This window comes from Actinoplanes lobatus (assembly GCF_014205215.1).
GTDB lineage: Bacteria > Actinomycetota > Actinomycetes > Mycobacteriales > Micromonosporaceae > Actinoplanes > Actinoplanes lobatus.
In genome coordinates, this window is record NZ_JACHNC010000001.1 from 2,102,311 (window position 1) to 2,122,399 (window position 20,089).

The 20,089-nt window shown below is 69.7% G+C and carries 22 protein-coding genes and 2 tRNA genes; 3 read left to right on the top strand and 21 right to left on the bottom strand.

Features of this window, described 5'->3' with window-relative positions; genetic code table 11:
- Window positions 1-86: 86 nt before the first annotated feature.
- The 17 genes from BJ964_RS09575 to BJ964_RS09660 all read right to left on the bottom strand — a co-directional run bounded on the left by BJ964_RS09575 (window position 87) and on the right by BJ964_RS09660 (window position 14,989).
- Window positions 87-1,547, bottom strand: coding sequence for a phage major capsid protein (locus tag BJ964_RS09575; protein ID WP_188120354.1), 1,461 nt, complete (start codon window positions 1,545-1,547; stop codon window positions 87-89).
- Entirely contained in the window at window positions 1,513-2,313 is an 801-nt protein-coding gene (locus BJ964_RS09580) for an HK97 family phage prohead protease (protein WP_188120355.1), read from the bottom strand. The genes BJ964_RS09575 and BJ964_RS09580 overlap by 35 nt, the downstream gene beginning before the upstream one ends.
- Window positions 2,313-4,010: a hypothetical protein gene (locus BJ964_RS09585; RefSeq protein WP_188120356.1), complete on the bottom strand. Its 1,698-nt coding sequence runs from the start codon at window positions 4,008-4,010 to the stop codon at window positions 2,313-2,315. The genes BJ964_RS09580 and BJ964_RS09585 overlap by 1 nt, the downstream gene beginning before the upstream one ends.
- Window positions 4,011-4,013: 3 nt before the next feature.
- Complete coding sequence (locus BJ964_RS09590) at window positions 4,014-6,131, bottom strand: phage portal protein (protein ID WP_188120357.1); 2,118 nt, start codon at window positions 6,129-6,131, stop codon at window positions 4,014-4,016.
- 19 nt (window positions 6,132-6,150) lie between these two features.
- Entirely contained in the window at window positions 6,151-7,833 is a 1,683-nt protein-coding gene (locus BJ964_RS09595; protein ID WP_188120358.1) for a hypothetical protein, read from the bottom strand.
- Window positions 7,784-8,212 (bottom strand): hypothetical protein, encoded by a 429-nt coding sequence (locus BJ964_RS09600; RefSeq protein WP_188120359.1) that lies wholly within the window; start codon window positions 8,210-8,212, stop codon window positions 7,784-7,786. Before BJ964_RS09600 ends, BJ964_RS09595 begins: the two co-directional genes overlap by 50 nt.
- A gap of 55 nt (window positions 8,213-8,267) precedes the next feature.
- Window positions 8,268-9,104 (bottom strand): phosphoadenosine phosphosulfate reductase, encoded by an 837-nt coding sequence (locus BJ964_RS09605; RefSeq protein ID WP_229807421.1) that lies wholly within the window; start codon window positions 9,102-9,104, stop codon window positions 8,268-8,270.
- A 17-nt stretch (window positions 9,105-9,121) separates the two neighbouring features.
- On the bottom strand, window positions 9,122-9,592 hold the full coding sequence (locus BJ964_RS09610; RefSeq protein WP_203832857.1) for an XF1762 family protein: 471 nt from the start codon (window positions 9,590-9,592) through the stop codon (window positions 9,122-9,124).
- Between the two features lie 498 nt (window positions 9,593-10,090).
- Window positions 10,091-10,855, bottom strand: a complete 765-nt coding sequence (locus BJ964_RS09620) for a DNA-methyltransferase (RefSeq protein ID WP_188120362.1) — start codon at window positions 10,853-10,855, stop codon at window positions 10,091-10,093.
- Window positions 10,856-11,127: 272 nt separating this feature from the next.
- Window positions 11,128-11,292 carry a MerR family transcriptional regulator gene (locus BJ964_RS09625; RefSeq protein WP_188120363.1) on the bottom strand — a complete coding sequence of 55 codons (165 nt, stop codon included), beginning with the start codon at window positions 11,290-11,292 and terminating at the stop codon, window positions 11,128-11,130.
- Window positions 11,289-11,963 (bottom strand): hypothetical protein, encoded by a 675-nt coding sequence (locus BJ964_RS09630; protein ID WP_188120364.1) that lies wholly within the window; start codon window positions 11,961-11,963, stop codon window positions 11,289-11,291. The genes BJ964_RS09625 and BJ964_RS09630 overlap by 4 nt, the downstream gene beginning before the upstream one ends.
- Window positions 11,964-12,019: 56 nt before the next feature.
- The gene (locus BJ964_RS09635) at window positions 12,020-12,985 is read right to left on the bottom strand and encodes an HNH endonuclease (RefSeq protein ID WP_188120365.1); all 966 of its coding nucleotides are present in this window, start codon (window positions 12,983-12,985) and stop codon (window positions 12,020-12,022) included.
- A gap of 373 nt (window positions 12,986-13,358) precedes the next feature.
- Complete coding sequence (locus tag BJ964_RS09640; RefSeq protein ID WP_188120366.1) at window positions 13,359-13,580, bottom strand: hypothetical protein; 222 nt, start codon at window positions 13,578-13,580, stop codon at window positions 13,359-13,361.
- A gap of 83 nt (window positions 13,581-13,663) precedes the next feature.
- Window positions 13,664-13,951, bottom strand: coding sequence for a hypothetical protein (locus tag BJ964_RS09645; protein ID WP_188120367.1), 288 nt, complete (start codon window positions 13,949-13,951; stop codon window positions 13,664-13,666).
- 177 nt (window positions 13,952-14,128) lie between these two features.
- Entirely contained in the window at window positions 14,129-14,500 is a 372-nt protein-coding gene (locus BJ964_RS09650) for a LexA family protein (RefSeq protein ID WP_188120368.1), read from the bottom strand.
- The gene (locus tag BJ964_RS09655; RefSeq protein WP_203832855.1) at window positions 14,497-14,733 is read right to left on the bottom strand and encodes a helix-turn-helix domain-containing protein; all 237 of its coding nucleotides are present in this window, start codon (window positions 14,731-14,733) and stop codon (window positions 14,497-14,499) included. Before BJ964_RS09655 ends, BJ964_RS09650 begins: the two co-directional genes overlap by 4 nt.
- Complete coding sequence (locus tag BJ964_RS09660) at window positions 14,720-14,989, bottom strand: helix-turn-helix domain-containing protein (protein WP_188120369.1); 270 nt, start codon at window positions 14,987-14,989, stop codon at window positions 14,720-14,722. Before BJ964_RS09660 ends, BJ964_RS09655 begins: the two co-directional genes overlap by 14 nt.
- 206 nt (window positions 14,990-15,195) lie before the next feature.
- Here BJ964_RS09660 and BJ964_RS09665 point away from each other — a divergent pair, with 206 nt between their 5' ends.
- Together BJ964_RS09665 and BJ964_RS09670 are read left to right on the top strand one after the other, a co-directional pair.
- A complete protein-coding gene (locus tag BJ964_RS09665) occupies window positions 15,196-15,654 on the top strand; it encodes a helix-turn-helix domain-containing protein (protein WP_188120370.1) in 459 nt (152 codons plus the stop codon).
- A 120-nt stretch (window positions 15,655-15,774) separates the two neighbouring features.
- On the top strand, window positions 15,775-17,337 hold the full coding sequence (locus BJ964_RS09670; RefSeq protein ID WP_188120371.1) for a tyrosine-type recombinase/integrase: 1,563 nt from the start codon (window positions 15,775-15,777) through the stop codon (window positions 17,335-17,337).
- A gap of 47 nt (window positions 17,338-17,384) precedes the next feature.
- On the opposite strand, the gene BJ964_RS09675 is transcribed toward BJ964_RS09670, so the two are convergent.
- The 3 genes from BJ964_RS09675 to BJ964_RS49510 form a co-directional block, all read right to left on the bottom strand.
- Window positions 17,385-17,460 (bottom strand) — tRNA-Arg (locus tag BJ964_RS09675).
- 40 nt (window positions 17,461-17,500) lie between these two features.
- Window positions 17,501-17,591 (bottom strand) — tRNA-Ser (locus BJ964_RS09680).
- A 312-nt stretch (window positions 17,592-17,903) separates the two neighbouring features.
- The gene (locus tag BJ964_RS49510) at window positions 17,904-18,815 is read right to left on the bottom strand and encodes a pentapeptide repeat-containing protein (RefSeq protein ID WP_203832854.1); all 912 of its coding nucleotides are present in this window, start codon (window positions 18,813-18,815) and stop codon (window positions 17,904-17,906) included.
- 121 nt (window positions 18,816-18,936) lie between these two features.
- On the opposite strand from BJ964_RS49510, the gene BJ964_RS49515 reads away from it, so the two are divergent.
- The gene (locus tag BJ964_RS49515) at window positions 18,937-19,266 is read left to right on the top strand and encodes a hypothetical protein (protein ID WP_188120372.1); all 330 of its coding nucleotides are present in this window, start codon (window positions 18,937-18,939) and stop codon (window positions 19,264-19,266) included.
- Here BJ964_RS49515 and BJ964_RS09695 read toward each other — a convergent pair.
- Window positions 19,215-19,997 carry a CPBP family intramembrane glutamic endopeptidase gene (locus BJ964_RS09695; RefSeq protein WP_188120373.1) on the bottom strand — a complete coding sequence of 261 codons (783 nt, stop codon included), beginning with the start codon at window positions 19,995-19,997 and terminating at the stop codon, window positions 19,215-19,217. The genes BJ964_RS49515 and BJ964_RS09695 overlap by 52 nt on opposite strands.
- Window positions 19,998-20,089: the final 92 nt, after the last annotated feature.

Consider the following 20,089-nt stretch of genomic DNA (forward strand, 5'->3'; position numbering starts at 1 on the left):
ATGAAGCGTATTTAACCTGGTCCGCACCAGTAAGCTGTCCGGCGAACGGCCCGCCGTACGCGGACCGTTTGCCGTCGACGGCCCGGTTAGCCGAGCGCCGCCACCGCGGGCGCCGTCGCGAGCTGCAACAGGCGGAACGCGTCCGGGTCGACGACGTCGGCGCCGACGCGCCAGAACGCCGCCCATCCGGCCTTGCCGTTGGCGCGGCCGTTGGCGCCCTTGAGCATCGGGTCGTACTGCACGCTCATGCCGATGCGGTCGACGATGTAGAACATCTCGAAGTTGCCGGCGAGCAGCACGTTTGCGCCGGCGGCGATGGTGCCGGTCATGCTGGACGCCTCGTAGTTGTCGGCGCCGAGCAACTGGCTCGGCCGGCCGACGCCCATGTTGGCCCAGAACGCCGAACCGCCAGACGTGTCGAGCTGCTTGATCTTGTTGTAGATCCGCTTGTTGGCGAGCCACACGGCCTTGTCGGCGTCGCGGGGCCGTAGCGCGTCGCTGACGGCGTACACGTCGGCCTGAGCGAGCGCGCCGTTGGCCGCGGCCGGGACGAGGCATCCGGCGACGCTGGCCACCTTGGCGACCACACCGCGCGGCCGGGTCGCGCCGACGTTGCCGGTGGCGAACGCCTGCCCCTCGTGGATCTGCTTGGCGTCGGCCAGCAGCCGGCCGAGCTCGGAGGCGAAACCCGTGTCGGCGAGCATTTCGTAGGTGCCTTCAACCCACGCGTCGGCCCGCTTCGGGGTGATCGTCGGCTGACCGAAGGTCGGTGACCCGTCGGTCATCTCCTGCCCCTCGGCGGTCCACGCGGTGCTCACGCCGGCGGAGGTGACGCCGTTCCAATCGTCGGTGGCGATGGTCTTGACGGTGGAGATCCGGCGCAGCGGATCGACGATGCCCGCGTTGCTGAGCACGATGCTCGGATCGAGGGTGAAGGGCACGAGGTAGCCGCCGGACGCCGGGGCGAGCGTCATGGTGGCGCGCAGCACCTCGTCGGGGAAACCGGTCTCCATGTAGGCGCGGAACGCTTCGGCGTAGTCATCGCCGCCGGTGCACAGGATGTGCCGGGCGATCAGCGCAGCCTGCCGGCTACGGTCGCCCGGGTCGACGGTGACGAGGCGTTCGGCCTTCTCGCGGCCCTCGGTGGACAGGTGCCGCGGCGCCCGGTCGATGACGTATTGCGCGCGCTCGATGACGTCGCCGTCGTCGAACCGGCCGGACCGGACCAGGTCGAGCCCGGCGAAGATGGATTCGGTGGACCGGCGGATGTGCGGGGCGCCGCGCCGGCGGGTGTCCGGGCGCCGGGCGCCGTCGCCGTCCTCCCGGTTGCTGATTTCTGCGGCGCGGCTGATGATGCGCTCGCGGTCGACTGCGGCCTTCTCGCTCGCGGCGAGCTCGGCCTCGAGGCGGTCGAACTCTTCGGGGATGCCGGTGGTGGCACGGGTGACGTCGTCGTCGGTGGGCTCGGCGAGCTCGCCGAGCGCGGTCAGTTCCTCGCCGAGTGCCTTGATGTCAGTACGGATGAGCTCCGGCTTGCGGTGCTTCACGTGCGGGTGCTCCCGTTCGGGCGGCCAGGGCGATACGTGCCCGGCGGATGGCGTACCGACCAGCGCGCCCATCGGGCGAGGCTTCGGCGCCGAGTCCCGGGGTGGGAGTGGCGGTGTCCACGGCCGGGGCCAGCTCGGGCGTGGCCGTGGAGAGCGCGCGGATCAGCTCCGCGCGGGCGTCGGGGTCCAGGGCGGCGAGCTCGTCGGCGAGCTCGGTAACCGAGCGGACGGCGATGATGCCGGCGCCCTCATAGACCGGGCGCGGCGTTGGCCCGTACTCGGAGAGCCCGAGTTCGTGGCGCACGACGGTGGGCAGTGGTTCGCCCGGCGTGGGCCGGGGGATCCGGCCGTTGGGGTTCGACCGGAACACGCGGCCACGGAACGACTGTCCGCGGATCTCTTCGTTCTTGATCGATTCGAGTACCTGATCGGCGACCGGACCGCGGTTGTACCGGCTGACGGTGCGCAGCCCGCGGCCGTCGACGCGGACGTCGACGGCCCGGGCGATCGGCACGCTCAGCAGCGCGTCGGCCCGGCCGGTGGTCGGGTTGACGCCGTGGTTGTAGATCACGCTGATGCGATCGAGTCCATGGGAGAGCGTGCGGTTGAACGCCGTCCGGTCGATCTGCTCGAAGTAGTGGCCGTGTTGGTCGCGGACTTCGGTCGGGACGTCGAAAACGGCGGCGTACGCCTCCACCGTGCGCCCGTCGCCGCCGCGCTGGATCTCGATGCCTTCCAGGGCGAACGTGCGGTCATAGGTCTGCATCACACCTCCTCGAACCAGCGGTCGCGGGCGTCGGCGAGGTTCCGCTCGTGGTGGGTGATGCTGGCGAGGTTGTTGCCGATGAGGGCCTCGAAGCGCAGCGCCATCCGGATCAATGCCGCGCGTACGCCCGGGCGGAGTCCGCCGCGGGCGAGGCGCTGCCGGATCTGCTCAAGTTGGGCGCGGTTGTTGGCCAATGCGGTGCGCAACTGGGCCACCTCTTCGGCCTCCCGAATCACGCTCTGCCCGGCATAGGCACGTAGTCGGGCCTGGTGGTCGCTGCCGCGTTCGGCCTTCTTGAGCGCGGTCGCCGATGGGATGCCGAGTTCCTTGCGCATCGCCTTGCCCGCGTCCCTGGCAGTGACGTCGCCGTCGGGCAGGGCGCCGAGCCGGTCGCGGATCTCGGCGACCACCTGCTCGCCTTCCTCTTGATCGGCGCGCTGTTCGGCCTCCCGGGCGGCAGTTTCAGCGTTGGCCGCGCTGGTGGTGGCCATGCCGGCGGCGCGTACCCGCTCCCGGGCCTGGTCACGCTGCTCGTACAAGCGCAGCGTTTCCAGGCGCAGCGCTTCGCGTTGGGCGGGGGTTGCCTCGTCCAGGTCGCGGGAGCCGAATCGGTAGTCGATCCGGTCGCCAAGCCACCGGTCGAGGGCTTCGGCTACCTCCTGCTCGATCCGGGCGGTGCGGTGCGCCTCAGCGGCGGCCCGGACCGCCGGCGGCGTGTCGCGCGGGATCGGCTCGGTGAGCCGATCGAACACCGTCCGCACGCTGCTTTCATCCGGGACCGCCGGTAGGGCGTTGACGAACCGGTCGTCGCCGACGTCGTCCTCGAGGACACGCCGTCGCCAGTGGGAGTCGTCGTTGCGGGCCTGCTCGACCGCCGCACCGAGCCCCGCCTCAGCCGTCTTCGCGTCGGCTTCGGCCGCTTCGTGTTTCTGCCGGTGCCGGATGCCGTCTTCCTGGGTGGCCGGCAGGGTGCGCGGGGCGGATGACAGCCAACTTCGCCGTTCGGCGTCCTGCCATGCGACCAGCGCCCCGAACACGGCCGGGTCGGACGCGGCGAGCTTCGGCATCCGGGTGTGGCGCGCGTTGTGGGGTGCGGTTGCCTTGCGTTCGGCGTTGTCGGCGACTGCGGCCGCGTGTTCGTCGAGATACCGCGCCAGGGCGCCCGGGGCGTCCGGGTCGAACCGGAACTCCGCCGCAGCCTGCCGGAGCTGCCTGTCGTCGTGGTGGTGCCCGGAGTACAGGTTGCGGCCTTTGATCACCTCGTCGGCGGGTATGCCGGCGAACTGGGCTAGGTCGTGCCCCGACGGTTCGGCGCGTACCTGGGTACGGCGCCGGCCGGCATGCTCGGCGGCATGTGTCGCGTGTTCGACCACCCGGCGAAACCCTGAACTCTTGTCGCCCGGGGTGTTGTACCGGTTGCCGTGGGTCTTCTGGTTGTGCCGGCCCGGCAGGTGTCGGCCGATCGTTGCGGCCTGCTCGCCGGGCTCGTCGACCGGGTGCTCGTCGGCGCCGTCGTAGTCGACGACGCCGGCCGCTGGCGGCCGCGCGTGCAAGTAGGCGCGCACCCATGCCCGGGCGCACGCCCGTTCACGGGGAGTGTTCTGTGCGGCGTATGGGCACGCGGTCGCCGTTTCGCCGGCGGCACCGGCCGCCCGGCCAGCTTCGGCCGCGGCCTCGATGTCGGTCGTCAACGCCACCGGTCACACTCCGAAATCTCGGCCGTTGCCGGACAGCCGTGCCGATTCGGCCGCGCGCTTGCTGCCGATGCCGTAGGTGGTGAACGCGAATTCGGTGAAGGTCACGCGGCCGTTGTCGGCCCACCAGCGCATCAGTTCCTCGCTGGCCCACTTGCGGGCGCGCTGAGGTGGGCCGGAAAACAGGCTGATCGGATCGATGCCGGCGACGAATCCGGCTTTGGTGACCATGATTCCGCGGGTTTCTGCTTCGGCCTTGAGGTAGCGCAGATAGATCCACTCGTCATAGAGCCGGCGCACGGCTTGGCGTCGGGTCTCGCCGGCGAAACGCTCGGCGTCGAGCAGGCTCATGCGCTCTTTGTGGCGCAGCTTCTCGGCGTCCAGGCCGTACTCACGTGCGTACGCGTCGAGGTAGTCGTCGCCGGCGTCGACGGCGGCGCTGATCCGGTCGTTGCGGGCGTTCTCTTCGGCCTCACGGCGCTCGTATTCGTCGACGATGGGTTGCCAGGCTCGATCGTCGGGGTTTTCCTCGCGGCCAAAGTCGTCGACCAGTTGGTCGAGCCGGCGGGTGCTCGGCTTGGTCAGCGGGAACAGGTTTTCGCCGACGTCGGAGCTCATGACCTTGCGGAACCGGCCGCGGTGATCGCGCGGGTGCAAGTTCGGTTCCCAGCCGCGCAGCAGTTCGATGAATTCGAGCTCGAAATCGAGTTCGTCGACCGGCCACGCCCGGCGCATGTCGCCGGCCGGGTCGTCGTCGGCGTCCTGCTCGTCGGTGTCGGCCGGGCCGGGCGCATCGGCGGGGGCCGCCGGCCGTTCGGCATCATCGGGTGCCGGGGCGGATCCGGCCGGGGCCGGTTCCTGTTCGCCGGGTGGGCGCAGTTGTACGGAGTACAGCCCGGAGTGATCCAGCAGGGACAGGTCACCGCTGGCGACGTACGCCACCGCGGACTCTGCGGTGAAACCAGCGGTCAGCAGCGTCGACAGGGTTGCGGCGTTGGTCTGCGCGGTCTGCGCGGCCTCCTGCTCCGACTCCTGCAACGCAGCGATGTCGGAGACGTCGAACCACAGTTCGGCGCCGTCCGGCACGTCAACGAGCACCGCCAGGGCGGCGAACGCGCTACGCCACAACGGGCGCATGGTTTGATCCGCGAACCGCCGGAGCGCCTGCCGGTACATCGACCAGGCGGCCGAGTCCAAGCCCTCTTTGAGCCCGGCCACAATTGCGGGGACCTGACCGGCCACGGCGACCCTGTTCTCGCCGGCCGATTGCAGTTCATCGAACTGCACGTCTCTGAGCTGCGCGCCGACCACTTGCAGGTCGGCTCCCTCGTCGAGAATCAGCGTCCGGCCGGCCTTGCCAGGACCGGCGTGCCGGGCCGCGATACGGTCACCGATCCGCTCGGCCTGCTCGCGGGTGAGCTTGCCGGTGTACTTGATGACCATGTTCGGGGTCGCAGCGTTCTTGAAGAACGTCTCGCGGTGCGCGGTCATTGCCTTGTCAGCGTTGATCTCCCCGACCACGGGGGTGAGCCACGACATGCCCCGCCAGAATGCGAGCGGGTCGGGGATCGGCGCCCAGTGCGCGACCTCGTCAACGGCGTAGAAGTCGATGTCCCTATCGGGATCGCCGACCGGGTCGTAAACGAAGCCAAGCACCCGCCGGATTTGGTGGCCGTCGTCGGTCTCGTCGACCTCGGACACGATGGTCACCCAGTCCGGGCGCAGCCGTTCGAGCTGGTCGCCGGCATCGCGTATGTAGGCGTTGCCGGCGAGGGTGGCGTCTTGCTCCATCCGGCCCAACAGATCAGCGAGAGTGCCGTTGGGCCACGGCTTTTCGAGGCGTTCCAGCGCCGGCGTGCGCGAGAGTTTGCGGTCGGCGCGGGACCGGAACGCGACGCGAGCCTCAGTGAACAGCGACATCCTCGCCAGAGCCACGCCGAACACCACGGCGTTGCCCGCGTACGCCTTCTCCGCGAGATCGACGTAACTGGACACGATCCGCTCGGCGTTCGGTTCGCCGTAGGTCTGGAACATGCCGGCCCATGCCTGCCGGCCAGCGCGCCGATCGGCGCCGGCGGTGCGGCGCGCGGCGTACGCCTTGCGGAGCCGATCGAGCAACGCCACCGATTCGCCTCCCGTCGGATCACACGAGGTAGACCTCGGGGTCGTAGTCCGTGGCGAGCTGGTCGATCACCGCGTAGTAGGCGCCGCGGGCGTTGGTGCCGGCCACAAGCGGACTGATGTCGGAGGTGGCGAGCTTGCGGCCCCACGCGACCGCATCACCCAGCGGCCGGAACTTCGCGCCGTTGACCGCGTCGTTGAGCGGCGGGTCGTTGCGGTGCCGCAGCCGCAGCGCCCGGGCGTCGTCGACGAGTTGCCCGCACCACTGCCCGACTTCGCGGGCCGTGGGCACGTAGATGTCGCCGCGGGTGTGCGGCACCTCGGCCCGATGAGCGAAACCATCGGCGAGGCGCTGCCGTTCCCGCTCGGCGGCGGTGATGATGCCGACCTCTTTGAGCCGGTCGAGCAACGCGCCGGCGGCGCCGGCCGCATCGAGCCCGATGGCGACCGGGTCGAGCTGGGCCTTGAGCTCGACCAAACGGGCAACAACCCAATCGACGCCGGCCGCATACGAGATCACTTGCAGGTGGCCGAGTCCGTCGTCGCGCACGCCATAGAGCAGGATCGCGGCGCGGTCGCGCATCGGCGTCACGTCCAGGCCGAGCGCTACGGCGCTGCCCGGCTTGCGGCGGCTGGTCGGGTCGCACATGGCCACCCAGATCCGCGGCTCGATCGGCGGCGGGTCCTTCTTCGCGATCTTCGCGGGCCAGATGCCGAGTCGTTCGCGGGCGAATCCGACGTCGGTCATGGCTCGGCGTTCGCGCTGCGTGAACCGGGTCGAGATCCGGTATCCGTACGCCGGATTCGCGGCCCGCCAGTTCGTTTCGTCGTCGAGATCGACCTCGGGGCGGGTGCAGTCGACCGGGCACCCGTCGGCGTGCGCGAGATGGTCGAGATCGCCAGCGAGCCCGAAATCGACGTAAAGCAGTTCAGCGCCCGGCGCCGGCAGCGGCGCGTCCGGGGTGTCCGGGTCGGGCTCAGGCTCGCCTCGTTCGCGCAGCCCGAACATCACCGTGCCGCTTTCGTAGCTCAGCGGTGGCGAGCTCGCGTAAAGGATCTGCGGGTTCTCGCGGGCCGACATCGTCGGCATCAGCGCTTCGATCATCTCCGGCGTGAGGGCGAACGCCTCATCCAAGATGATCAGGTCACCGGAGAAACCGCGGCCGGAGCCTTTCGACCGGGCGATGAAGCGGAGTCGCTGGCCGGTGTCGAGCCGTTCGAGCCCTTCCTCACCGTTGGTGTTGTTGACCTTGACGCGGATGACGGTCGGGTTGCCCTGGTCGTCGGGCGGGCCGTCGACCTCGTAGAGCGTTTCGGAGATCTTGCGGCCGAGCTTGCCCAGACAGGCCACGATGCGCCGGAACGCTTCCATGGCGGTCTTGTATTCGTGGGCGCTGTGCAGGATCAGCTTCTCGCTGAGCAGGAACAGCCCGGCCAGCTCGCGCGCCTCGATGATGGCACCCTTGCCGTTCTGCCTTGAGATCCAGACCGCGACCTCGAAAGCTGCCCAGCGGCCGGCGGCATCGGTGCCGAGCATGTCGCGCACGATGTCGGCCTGCCAGGGATCCAGGGGGATCCCGGCGGCCGCAGCCAGATCGATCGCGTCCTGACCATGCCGGCTCGCGACGTACGGCGGAACCAGCAGGACGCGCGGCTTAGCCGGCGGCGGTGCGGCCGCGGGCGCGGCCAAGGATGCTCGCGACACCGGTAGGCACCTCCGCCGGGCCGGGCGCCGGCGGCGCGGGTCTGCCGACACCCGCCGCGGATCCGGCGGTGCGTAGCCGCAACTCGGCGGCGATGCTGGTCAGCCGGCCGGCCTGCTGGCGGGCCTCGCCGAGCGCCTGGTCGACCACGATGGCCACCTCGCCGCGGCCCTCGATCTCCTCCGCGAGGCGCACCCATTCGGTCCCGGTACCGGCGAGGAACTGGTCGAGCCGTTCGAGCCGGTCAACGATGCGACACGCTTCGGTCAACAGCGCCAGCTCGATCGGGCCGAGCCGGCCCGGGCCGGCCGTGACTTCCAGCCACAGCGACAGGCCACGGAACTCAAGCCGGTCCGGCGGCCGGGGAACAGGTGCCGTCACGAAGCATCACCACCCATCGACATAGACCGGGGAAAGCACGGGATGGCGTCGGGATTCACGTGAAACATGCGCCGTTGTCGCAGACCGCATCGTCCAGTTCGGACACGTCGAAGATCGGCAGCATGGCTTGGGCCGCGGGGATCGCGTCGGCCAACGGCCGCGCGTACCGGGTCAGATACACGTGATCACGGCCGAGCATGTCGCGCCGCTCGTTGAGCAGCGTTTCCAGGTCGCACGCCCGGGCGAACAGTTCGGGGCGATCGCGTCGCATCTCCGCCCACGTTGACGGCCGATGAAACGGGCAGAACCAACACGCACTTTTGGCAGGTATAGGCAGGCCGGCCGCGGTGATGATCCGCTCGCAGTCCTGCCGGCGCAGCAGCAGCCCGGTTTCCTCGCCCACGCCGATCAGCGGATAGACCGGCGTCTCGTACGGTGCGGCCCGGCGCTTGTTGACGCGCTCGATCTCGTCCAGGGAGATCCCGATCCCGACCACCGCGCGGCGGTCCGGGCGGGCGCCGTGCGCTTTGAGCCACCGACCCACAAGCTTGATCTTGAAATCGGCGGTGCACGACCTGGTGCCCGGCTTGCCGTTGGCCATCCGTACCGGGATCGGCAGGCTGCGCGAGCCTTCCCGGGTGAGCCGGCCGTACAGGGTTTCAACGGTGCCGTCGCGCCGGTCGCGTCGGACCTCGACCAGGTCGATCCCGTGCGCGGCGGCGAACGGCTTGGCGTAGCGGGCGACGTAGTCGAGCGTGAGCGGATCTTCGGAATCGTCGCCGACGTTCGCGAAGATGAACGCTGGGAAGTCGATGCGGCCGCGGGCGGAGAGCACCAGGGCGGCCGTCGACTGGACACCCCCGCCGTACGAGAACGCGCGCAACGGTGGCACGGTGCACCCCCGCAACGTCAGGGGTGCACCGTCACGGGTACACCGATCCGCCACCGCACGCGGGCTATCCCGTCGGTGTCTCGGGTTGGGCGGCGCCGGCCGGGAGCGTCCCAACCGGGTCGCGCAGGTAGTTCGGCGTCGATGCGCCAGCCGGCCGCGCGCAGGCTCGCGCCGCTCTCGCCAAGCTGGGTGTAGGTGACGCCGGCGAGGTAGCCGAGCGCGCGAGCTGCGCGCCAGCACGCGCCGTAGAGCATCGAGCAGGCGTGCTGGGTGCCGTCGGTGGCGACGCGGATGACCTCGATCGTCTTGCCGTCATCGAGGATCCGCGACACCGGCCGGCCGGCCATCGCTACGCCGGCCAGGCGTTCGCCGGCGAGCACGCCGACGGCGAACCGGTAGCCCTGGGGCCGGGTGTGGTGCCTGTGGTGCTGGTCGACGTACTCGCATGCCACCTTGAAGGTCACCGGAACCAGGCGCAACGCGGCCACGGGGCGCACCTCCCCGGGGCAGTGTCGCGGTGCCGGCGGCGCGTTTTCCCAGGTCACGCGGGGGGATAAACGGGAGACCCTTGGGCATGGGGTCATCCGGCCGCATGGCCGAATTCCCGACCCCCACCCCTGGTCACAGCGTTGATACATCGACGTGCAGCTCGATCACGTGTGGTTTGAGGGCAGCGTGATCACGGGCCTGGGCATGCCGGACGCGGGCGCCCTTGCTGCCGTTGCAGCGCCGGTGCGCGAGCCGCGCGTTGGCTCGATCTAGGAGGTCTCCGCCGAGCTGCCTCTCGCGGACGTGGTCGACCGTGCGGCTCATCGGATGTCGCCGGTCAAGACTCTGATCGACCCACCCGCCGCACAGGTAGCAGTGCGATTCTTCGGCGTACACCCGCGCGCAGAGGCGTCGGTATGGGCGCCCCTTGAGGCCGGTAGGCATCGGTCTCCCGATGTGGAAGGCATCCCTGCCGTTGGCGTTGCCGCAGACGAAAGCTAGGCGGCGGGCTGCTCGTGCTCGGCGGCGGCGAGTTGGTCGGCGGTGATGGCGGCGAAGTAGGGGTCGATTTCGATGCCCACGAACCGGCGACCTTCGGCGAGCGCGGCGACGCCGGTGGAGCCGGAGCCGGCGAACGGGTCGAGCACGGTCCCGCCGGGCGGGGCGATCCGGACGAGGTCTCGTAGCAGCTCGATCGGCTTCTGCGTGATGTGGACCCGGGAGCGGGGAGTGTTGATCACGTAGTGCCCGTTCAGGGTGTACGGCAGTGCGTTCAGCGGGCGGGGTCCGTGGGTGCCCCAGACGAGGTACTCGTTGTTGTTGGCGAAGCGGCCTTGGACGCGGCGGCCGTTGGGTTTGCACCAGGCGACGACGCCGCGCCACACCAGGCCGGCGGCTTGCACGGCGTCGGTGACGGTGGGCAGTTGCCGCCAGTCGGTGAACACGGCGACGACGCCGCCAGGCTGGGTGATCCGCATGGCCTGGGTGAGCCACAGGGTTGACCAGTAGGCGTAGCCGCGCTGGTCGCGGGTGTCGCCGACGAACGCGGGCAGCGCGGTGCCGGTGATGCTGTCGCTTTGGACGTATTTGGTGTGCACGCTGGCGGTGCGGTCGCCGCGGACCATGCCCCCGGAGGAGTAGGGCGGATCGGCGATAACGGCGTCGACGCTGCCGGTTTCCATCTCGCAGAGCACGCCGAGCGCGTCGCCGCAGTAGAGCCGGGCGTGTTCGCTGGAGTAGTGGGGCGTGACGTTCACACCCATGAGGCCGCACCTCCGATCTGAGTAAGGGCGCGGGCCGCACGTCGTCCACGAGGTCGCCACTGTCGGCGCTCTGTGATGTGTGTGGTGCCCGGTGCGACCGGGACGACGGCGACCACGCGCTCGGCGTGCCGCAGCCCGGAAGAGCCGTAGACACGGAAGAACCCCGCGGCCGGGATCAACGATGGCGGTCGTTGAAAGGGGCTCTCGCGGGGTTCTGCACGGGGAGGTGAATAGATTTCACCAACTTGACGTTTACGATCTCCCCAAGGCCCCTACCTGGTCAAGATCCTCGCCGTGTGCTCTACGTCACTCGGGTTGTAGTACCGGCGTCCGTTGTAGACGAAGCGCCGCCACGCGTGCTTGTGGGCGAGCCGGTAGACGGCCGGCACGTCCCGGCGCAGCATCGCGGCGGCCTCGTCGGCAGCGAGCCACCTCACGCCGCACCCTGCACAGGCGTCGTCTCGGCGCGGCGCATCTCCCGGCGTAGGCGTGGCCACTCCGTCATCGGCCATTCGTGGCCGGTGTCGGTGTCGCACAGCGCCGACGAGGGCAGCACGGCGGAGCGGTCGCGCACGATCGCGGCCACCGTGCCGGTGCACCCGGCGAACGGGCACGCGCCGACCTCGACGCGCCGCACCGGGTTCGGGTAGGCGCCGCGGAACGCGATCCGGCGGACGTCGGCGATCTCGTCGGCGGCGTCGCCGGCGGCCGGGTACGCGGCGAGCCAGTCGACGTGTCGGCGCAGCCACCGGGACAGCACGGCCGGGTCGTCGGCGCGCCGGGGCGGGCGCACGCCGCGGACCTCGATCACCAGGGCTATCCATGCGACCAGGACGGGCCGGATCTCGGCGCGGGCGTACGCGGCCGTGTTGTTGATCGGCATGGGGCGTTCTCGGCTGCCGGACACGACCGGCCCGCCGGCGCCGCTGCCGGGCATGAGCGCGGTTTCGAGGTCGGTGCAGATGTCCGGTAGCCGGTCGAGGTCGGCGGCGAGCCGGTCGCGGCAGGGCCAGCACAGCAGCAGACCGGGCGCGGCCGGGCGGGGTTGCAGGGCGTTGGTATCGGGATCGCGCCAGCAGAGCGGAGACTCGCACAGCAGGATGGACACGCGGGAACCTCCTCGGTGAGCAGCGTGTCGAGCTGGGTGGATGGCCGGCGGATTGGTCATCGGGTACGTCCTCGGCGGGATCGCTTGGTTCGCCCGGGTGCGGTAGTAGGTGGTGAAGGCATGGGCGCCCGTCCCGCCCCGTCCCGTCCCGGCGATCCGGATTCCGGAGATCGGTGATTCGCCGGATTGGCCAATCCTTGTTGATCTTGATGTTGTTGCTGGTGGGGCGTGGTTCCGCCGGCCGCGGAGTCGCGCGAGTTGGTGCGTTCGATGGTGCTGGTTTGCGCCGTGCGGGCATCGCGTGGTTCCGCTGGGTGCGAAGTCGCGGCGGGCGTGGTCCGGCCGGGTGCCGGGTCGCTCGCGGTGGTGGTGGCGGTGTCCCGTTGGGTGCGGGGTCGCCGGGTGGTGCTGGTGTCGTTGTCCGGCTGGGTGCCGGGTCGGGTGCGACTACGGCGCACCTTGTGACCGTGATCGCGCAGGAACGCGGCCGTTTTGGTGCCGTAGTACGGCGTTGCGGGACTCGGCCGCGGCGGGCACCAGGTGTCCGCGTCGGCATGATTCGACCGGCGGGCGTTGCAGGAGTGGCAGCAGACCCTTAGATCGTCGGGGCCGCCGGCGGCTTGCCCCGGGTTGCGGTGGTCGTAGGTGGCGCCGCGGCCGCCTTTCTGGTCACCCCACACGACGATCACGCCGCAGTACCGGCACTCGTCGCCGTCACGCAGGCGCACGGCGACAGTGAGGTTGGCGTTGCCATTGTCTCGCTTACGCTGCCGCTCCCACTCCAATTCGTCTTTGAGGCGGATGTGCACGAGGTTCGTCGGGTCGTCGACCAGGCGCCACGCCTCGCCCCCGCCGTCGAGCTCGACCGGGGTGAGGTAGCCGGCACGCTGCATGAGCACCACCCAATGCCGCCAGTTGTCGCCGGCGGTGGACGCAAGCACGCCCGGGGTGATCACATAGTCGGTGAGGTAGCCGGCCGACTGCACGGCGCACCGTTGGAAGATCCCGGCGAGCAGATTCACCACGTCAGCTTGTGTCCACTGTGGCGGTTGCCAGCCCTCGAAAGCCATCGGCGCCAGCACGGCGGGGTGGTGCGCGCTGGTGTCGGAGAAACGAGCCCACGGCATCAGCGGCCACCGACCAACGACAGGTGACCACGGCGCACGCCGGCGCGGCGGCCGGCCGCGGGTGCGGCGATTTCGCGAGTAGCTTCCCGCTCGGCACACACCTTGTGACACAGCGTGCCGGCGCAGTCGACCAGGGTGGTTGGCCGTCCGCACACGCGGCACGGTCCCGGCCGGGGTGCCGATCGGTGGGTCGACCAGTCCATGACCACCTCGCCGCGGTAAATCGCCGGCGGCGCGTGATCGCACGAGGTACGGACACGGCGGCGGCTCATCGGCGACCCCCGCGCAACGGCGCGAATCGTTCCCGTACCAGGTCGTCAAGGCCGGGCCGGTCGGCGTCGGGCACGCTGGCGGCGAGCAGCATGACGAGGTGCACGAGTTCGGCGCGGTCCAGGCGCGCGAGGTCGTCGAGCACGGTGTCGGGGTTGCCCTGGTGGATAGCGCTGACAAGTCGGTGACCATAGGCGGCCAGCCGGTCAGCCGTGATCATGGTGAATGCCCCCGTCCGGCAATCGATGGAGCCGCAGCCCGCCGCCGGCCGTCGAGCACAGGCCCGACGACCGACGGCGATCACTACAGCCGTGCGCGCGAGCGGTCAGCCGGCGGCAACGCGCGGTCGAGCAGCACGAGGGCGGCGAGCTGCGACACCACGGCCGCGCCGGTGATCGCCGCGCGCAGGTGCTCGGACGGCACCCCGCGCAGCGCTTCACGGGCGCAATCGACGTGCCCTTGCGTCGCCTCGGTCAGGGCAAACTCGATGGCGGCATGAGGTGCGGCGTCAGGGCCGATGATCGTAGCCAGCACCGCGGCCAGCCCGCGCACCGTCTGGTCGTTGCCCGCTCGGTCGGTGGTGTGGGACATGAGCGCTCCTGTCATTGAGGCCGTCGGGACGGTTGCCGGGCGTCGTTGCCGCGGCCGGGTGGGAGGGGTCGACGTGGGCGAGTAGGTCGTTGATGCGGTCGTCGGCTTCCGCCAGTGAGATAGCGGCGCCGATCAGGCTGAGCGCGGCGAGCACCGCGGTGGCGATGAGTAGGTCGCTCATGTCGCCCCCGCGACGACAGGCGCCGGAACGAGCGTGCGGACCAAACCAGGACGGCGGATAAGTCGGCCGGCGGCGACCAGGCCGTCAACGTGGTAGGCCACCGTGGACACCGCCAAGGCGGTCGCCGCAGCGAGCTCACGCACGGTCGGCGGATAGCCATGGCGGTCGTGATGGCCGACGACAGCCGTAAACACACGCTCGCGGCTCGGCGCCGGTGCCGGCGGCGAGGCATCGGGGGCCGCCCGCACGCCGTTGGGCGGGTAACCGTATGCCCGGCGCCCGGCGGGCCGGTCGCTGCAACGTGCCATAAGCAGCGGCGCCGGCTGCCGTCGGACAGTCGAAGCCGCGTCGGTGGCGTCGACACTCATGCCGTCTCCACCGGGCCGGGCGCGTCCCCGGCACGGTTCGGCTCGATGTCGCTGGTCAGCCCATCGACGTACGCACCGAGGTCGGTCAGCCGCACGCGGCGGCAGCGACCGACTTTCACGCTTGGCAGGACGCCAGCGGCGATCAGCTTCTTCGTGTAACTCCGGCTGAGCTTCAACTGAGCTGCGGTCTCCGCCACCGTCAGCATCAAATCGGGCAACTCACGGACGCTCATCGGGCACCTCACGAACGAGCTGGCTGAGTTCGACGTCGAGGCGTCGCGCCACGCTGCGCAACGCATCGAGCGACGGGGTGACGGTGCCGGTGCGCCACCGGTAGAGGCTCGCCCGTGAGATGCCGGCGACGGCGCAGCGCTCCTGGTCGGTGCGAGCGCCGAGCGCCCGCGTCCGGGAACGGAAGAGATCTTCGTTGAGGACAACATGGGACGTCTCGTATCCGGCACTCCTGAGAACCGCTCGCGTTGCAGCCATGCCGCCTACCGTAAAGTCTCGTAGATGCAACATCAAGTGAGCTTCTCGGCTGTTGTTAGCGCGAACTAGCCGCTACTGTCTCATGTATGAGACTCCTGCTACGCGCAGCACTCAATCCAGAGACCGAGGAGAGCCCCTTGATCGAGCGCGCAAAGGTTTCACAGGTGAGACACACGGCCTCCGTGAGCAGCGGCTATGGTGTCGCCATGCGCGACGATGTGACCCCCGAAGGCGCTGCCTTCGCCGAGCTGCTCCGTAGTGCGCGCAAAGACGCCGGACTTCTTCAGGACGATGTGATCCAGCGCTCAGGTGTCAGCCGATCCACCTACCTGCGCTGGGAAGCCGGCGACGGCGTACGCCCGGACCTGAGGTATGTGCGCAAGGTGTGCCAGGTGCTCGGCATCAACCCGCGCCGCGCTGCTATCGCGCTCGGCCTCGTCACGCCCGCAGACCTGGACCTCGCGCCCGACGAGTCCGAGTACGACCCGATGGTGGTCGAGATCAACCGGGTACTCGCCGACGCATCCGTCCCCGATGCCGCACGCGCCGCGCTACGGCACACGCTCGATGCCGCTATGAACCTCTGGCGCACAGCAGTCGCCATGCCCGAACCCCACGAGCCACGCGGCGCCGATCTCGCCCGCCGACGCACCCCCCGGGCGTAATCCTCCCGGCCTCACGGCCGTCACATTCTTCCGGCGCGACGAGATAACGCGCCGCCCCTCCACCATGCTTGGAGTTTCGACGTGGGTCGTCCACGCAAGCTAAGCGCAATTGATCCCGCTATGACCGTGTTCTGTAACGCCGAAGGATGGCAAGGAACCGTCGTCGTCGGCACCCGACCCGACGGCACGCCAGACCGCCGAAAGCGGCGAGGCAAGGACGAGAACGAGGTTCGCCAGAAGCTCAAGAAGCTTCTTGAGGAGATGGCCGCGGGCGAAGTCGTCAAGGCCGGGGAGCCGCCAAAGCTCGCGGCGTTGATGGCCGATTGGCTCAACAACCCCGCCGCTGAATGGCGCTACAACACCAAGACCGGATCGTATGCGTGGGCGGTCAACAACTGGCTGACGCCGGGGCTCGGCGCGTGGCGATGCGACTTGCTGACTGCCGAAGCCATCGAATCGTTCCTACGCTCGATCTACCGCGACCCTGACGACACTGCAAGCGAAGGACTCGCACCGGCGAGCGTCCATACCGTCTTCCGGGTCCTGCGGGCCATCCTCAACGACGCCGTCCGGCGCAAGATCATTCCCCGCAACCCGATGGACTTCATGACCTGGCGGCCGAAACTCATCGAGGAGGAGGTGACGCCCCTGTTCGTGGAGGAGGTTCGGGCCATCCTCCGCGCGTGCGAGTACCGGCGTAACGGGACTCGATGGTCGATCGGGCTGCCGCTCGGCCTACGGCAGGGCGAAGCGCTCGGCTTGCCGTGGTGGCAGGCACCCAAGTCCACCCGAGACAAGCCGATGGGGCTGGACCTCGATGGCGGGTGGCTCGTCGTGCGCCGGCAGTCCGAGCGCCGCAAGTGGGAGCACGGTTGCGTCGATCCGATCGACTGCGCCCGACCGCATTGCCGCACGGTCCCGTGCCCGCCACGCTGGCAGCACGGATGCGGCAAGGATCCGAACGACTGCACCAAGCAGCGCGTAGACCGGTGCCCGAAGCGCGCGCCCCGCCCCGGCTGTGCCACCCACCGCGACCCCAAGACTTGTACCAAGCTGTGCCCGAAGGATTGCACCAATCACGCTTCGGTCTGCCCGAAGCGCAAGAATGGCGGCATCGTCTTCACGGACACCAAGAGCGAGGCGGGCCGCCGTCGAATGGCACTGGCGACACCAATGATCAAACTCGGAGTACAGCACCAGCGTCACCAGACTCAGGAGCGCACAGCGGCCGGCGAGATGTGGACCGACCACAACTTGGTGTGGTGCCAGCCCAACGGGCGCCCGATCGACGCGCGGGCCGACTGGGAGGACTGGAAAGACGTGCTGCGTGAGGCCGGCGTCCGTGACGCTCGCGTCCATGACGGGCGCCACACCGCGGCGACGATGCTGCTCTTGCAAGGAGTCGACGAACAGACCGTGATGGCCGTCATGGGCTGGTCTGACCGGCGGATGCTGCGCCGCTATCAGCACGTCATCGACGAGCTTCGCCAGGAGGCATCGAAGCGGGTCGGCGCCCTGCTGTGGGGTGCCGAGGAGAAGCCGAAGAAGGCCAAGAAGAAGGGGAAGAAGAAGCCTCAGCAGGAAACATCGCCCAGTGTCGATGCAGCCAAAAAGGTTTCAGCTACCGTTTCGACTACCGGCGAGGGCCTAGCCAAGATCATCCAGTTCCCGCGATCCGCGTAGCCGAAAGCAAAACGGCCTCCCACCTGCGGTGGGAGGCCGTTTTTCGTTGGTGCGCCCGAAGGGACTCGAACCCCTAACCTTCTGATCCGTAGTCAGATGCTCTATCCATTGAGCTACGGGCGCTCTCTCAGTGCTCAGTCAGCCTACAACACCGACTTTTGCGCGGAGACTCCGGGATTCGAACCCGGGAGGGGCTTTAAAACCCCAACCGCATTAGCAGTGCGGCGCCATAGACCAGACTAGGCGAAGTCTCCCCGGTGACCCGGGGGCCACCGAGGCTTGACAATACCGGACCCGCTCAGCGCCGCACAAAGAGGTTGCCATCTGGCACGCCAAGGATCTTCGCGAGCGGCTACGAACAGGCGAAACGTCGCGGATGAGGCTAGGCTTCGTGCGATGGAGGAGAACACGCGCCGGGAGGCTCCGCGGGCTCGGGGTCCGCGAAGCCCGTTCAGCACGCCCGAGCAGAGTCCCTCCGGCGAGGAGCCGACCGCGGGCCCCAGTCGCCGTGGAGCGCCGCCGGCGGTCACCTTCCAGCCCCCACCATCCGGCTCAGGTGCCGAAGGTCACTCTTCCGAGGGCGGGGCCCCCCGTAAGACGACCCCCACTGCGGTGCCTCCCCAGCCGGACCGCGCCACCGATTCGTCCGCGGCAGCCGAGCCCACACCAGAGACCTCGCAGCCTGCGGCTCCCGGTCCGGCCACAGCCCGCACACCCGCGAAACGAGCTCCGGTGAAGAAGGCAGCACCGCCGCGAAAGGCCGCTCCCATCGAAGAGCCCGCGGAGGCTGAGAAGCCGAGGAAGGCGGAAAAGGCAGCCCCGGCGCGAAGGGTGAGCCCAGCGGCGAAGAGCACCGCGCCCGCATCTGAGCAGGTCCCGCCCCACGGGGACAGCCCGGCCGGGAAGGACGCGCCTCTGGCGCAGGCGGTCGCGCCCGCAAGGAAGACGCCGGTCAAGGAAGCGCCGGTCAAGGAAGCGCCGGTCAAGGAAGCGCCGGTCAAGGAGACACCCGCAAGGAAGGCGCCGGTCAAGAAGGCGGCCGCCAAGCGAGCCGCGGCCAAGGCGGTCCCGCCCGTCGAGTTGACCGTTCGGACGCCGGCCAAGCGCCCGGCGTCCCGGCCGGCACAGCCCACCCTGCCGCCTCGAGAGGCGGAAACCGCAGCGCAGGATGCGGTCCCCGCCACAGAGTCGCCCGACCTGCTCGTCACCGAAACGGCGCCGGCCGAGCCGACCGCGGCCGAAGCGACGCCACCCGTGCGCGGAGCAGACGGATCGGCTTCTCCTGAGCCGGAAGCCGGCAGGCCGATCGCCAACGAACCGGCCGCGGTCAAGCCCGCCGGAAGGGAACAGGACAAGCCGACATCAGCCGGGGTAGGTGGGAGCACCGCTGAGGCGGGGCTGGGATCGCTCACCGAGGAGTTGCTGGCCGACCCGGCCCGCAGCCCGGAGATTCTCGCCCACACGGCGGTCCAGCACATCGGGCCCCGGGCCCGGGCGTGGGCGGCACAGACGCGCGCGTCCTATCCGACGGCCACGACGGAGGCGATCGCCCGCCTGGCCGTTCAGCGGTTCACCCGCTCGGCGGGGATTCGGGGCGGCTTGGGTGCCCTGGCCGGCCCGTACGCCCCGGTTGCTCTTGTCGCGACGACCGTGATCACGCACGCGGAGCTGGTGTTGCACCTGGCCGCGGTCTACGGCCTGGATCCGGCGGATCCGCGCCGCGCCGGCGATCTGCTGGCGCTGGCGGCCCCGGGGAAGGGCCCGATCGTGCTCTGGGCCGCGCTGAAGTTGGTCCGCCTGCCGGGTGTGAGCCTGCTCACCGCCGTGCTGGGCGCCCGCGCCACGACGGAGATGGTGGCGGTGCGGGCGCGCCGGTTCTATGCGGAGTACTCGAGCCAGGACAGCCAGGAGTCGGGCAGCAGTTCGTAGCCGACGAACGCGGTGATGTCGAGGAGGCTGTGCGCCACGATGAGCGGCATCACGCGTTTGGTCCGCAGGTAGAACAGCGCGAAGATCACGCCCATCACGGCGTTGCCGAGGAAGGCGCCGAAGCCCTGGTAGAGGTGGTAGGAGCCGCGCAGTACGGCGGACGCGGCGATGATCCAGGCCGGTGACAGGGAGAGCGCCCGGAGCCGGGTGATCAGGTATCCGACGACGATGACCTCTTCGAGGACGGCGTTCTGCATGGCGGCGAGGACCAGTACGGGCACCGACCACCAGTACGGCTGGAGCCCGGACGGCACGATCTGCGCGTTGATGCCGAGTTGCAGGGCCCCGTACACGAGGAGGAGGCCGGGCAGCCCGATGCCGGCGGCGAGTCCGGCGCCCCAGCCGAGGTCGTAGGCGGGCCGCCGGTAGTCGATGCCGAGTTCCCGGGCCGCCGCGCCGAAGGAGCGGGCGAGCAGGAACAGCGCCAGGGCGACCGGCACCAGCGCGAAGAAGATGCCGAGCAGCTGGTAAGTCAGGTCCAGGTAGGGCCGCGGCGACACCGAGGCGTTGAGTGTGGCGGTCTGCTGGGCGAGCGGCCGGTCGGCGGTGAGTTTCGCGGTCAGTGACACCACGGAGTAGACGGCCGACTGCCCGAGCGACAGCAGCAACACGATGGCGATCTCGGTCCCGTAGCGCGGACGGGTGGTCAGCTGCTGTTCTTCCACGGTCACCCGCCAACTCTAGGCCAGGCACAAATTGGCCCAATTCGGCAAGCGACGCGCCGTGGAGGGTGGTGAGTCGCACTTCTCGTGCGTCGTGTTCC

Excerpts from the sequence above, each read along its gene's own strand:
- BJ964_RS09620 (WP_188120362.1), bottom strand. The coding sequence starts at position 10,855 with ATGGGTGTGAACGTCACGCCCCACTACTCCAGCGAACACGCCCGGCTC.
- BJ964_RS09645 (WP_188120367.1), bottom strand. The coding sequence starts at position 13,951 with ATGTCCCACACCACCGACCGAGCGGGCAACGACCAGACGGTGCGCGGG.
- BJ964_RS09660 (WP_188120369.1), bottom strand. The coding sequence starts at position 14,989 with ATGGCTGCAACGCGAGCGGTTCTCAGGAGTGCCGGATACGAGACGTCC.
- BJ964_RS09655 (WP_203832855.1), bottom strand. The coding sequence starts at position 14,733 with ATGAGCGTCCGTGAGTTGCCCGATTTGATGCTGACGGTGGCGGAGACC.
- BJ964_RS09640 (WP_188120366.1), bottom strand. The coding sequence starts at position 13,580 with ATGATCACGGCTGACCGGCTGGCCGCCTATGGTCACCGACTTGTCAGC.
- BJ964_RS09580 (WP_188120355.1), bottom strand. The coding sequence starts at position 2,313 with ATGCAGACCTATGACCGCACGTTCGCCCTGGAAGGCATCGAGATCCAG.
- BJ964_RS09650 (WP_188120368.1), bottom strand. The coding sequence starts at position 14,500 with ATGAGTGTCGACGCCACCGACGCGGCTTCGACTGTCCGACGGCAGCCG.
- BJ964_RS49510 (WP_203832854.1), bottom strand. The coding sequence starts at position 18,815 with ATGTGCTGGACCGCCGTGTGGGCGAGAATCTCCGGGCTGCGGGCCGGG.
- BJ964_RS09665 (WP_188120370.1), top strand. The coding sequence starts at position 15,196 with ATGCGCGACGATGTGACCCCCGAAGGCGCTGCCTTCGCCGAGCTGCTC.
- BJ964_RS09670 (WP_188120371.1), top strand. The coding sequence starts at position 15,775 with ATGACCGTGTTCTGTAACGCCGAAGGATGGCAAGGAACCGTCGTCGTC.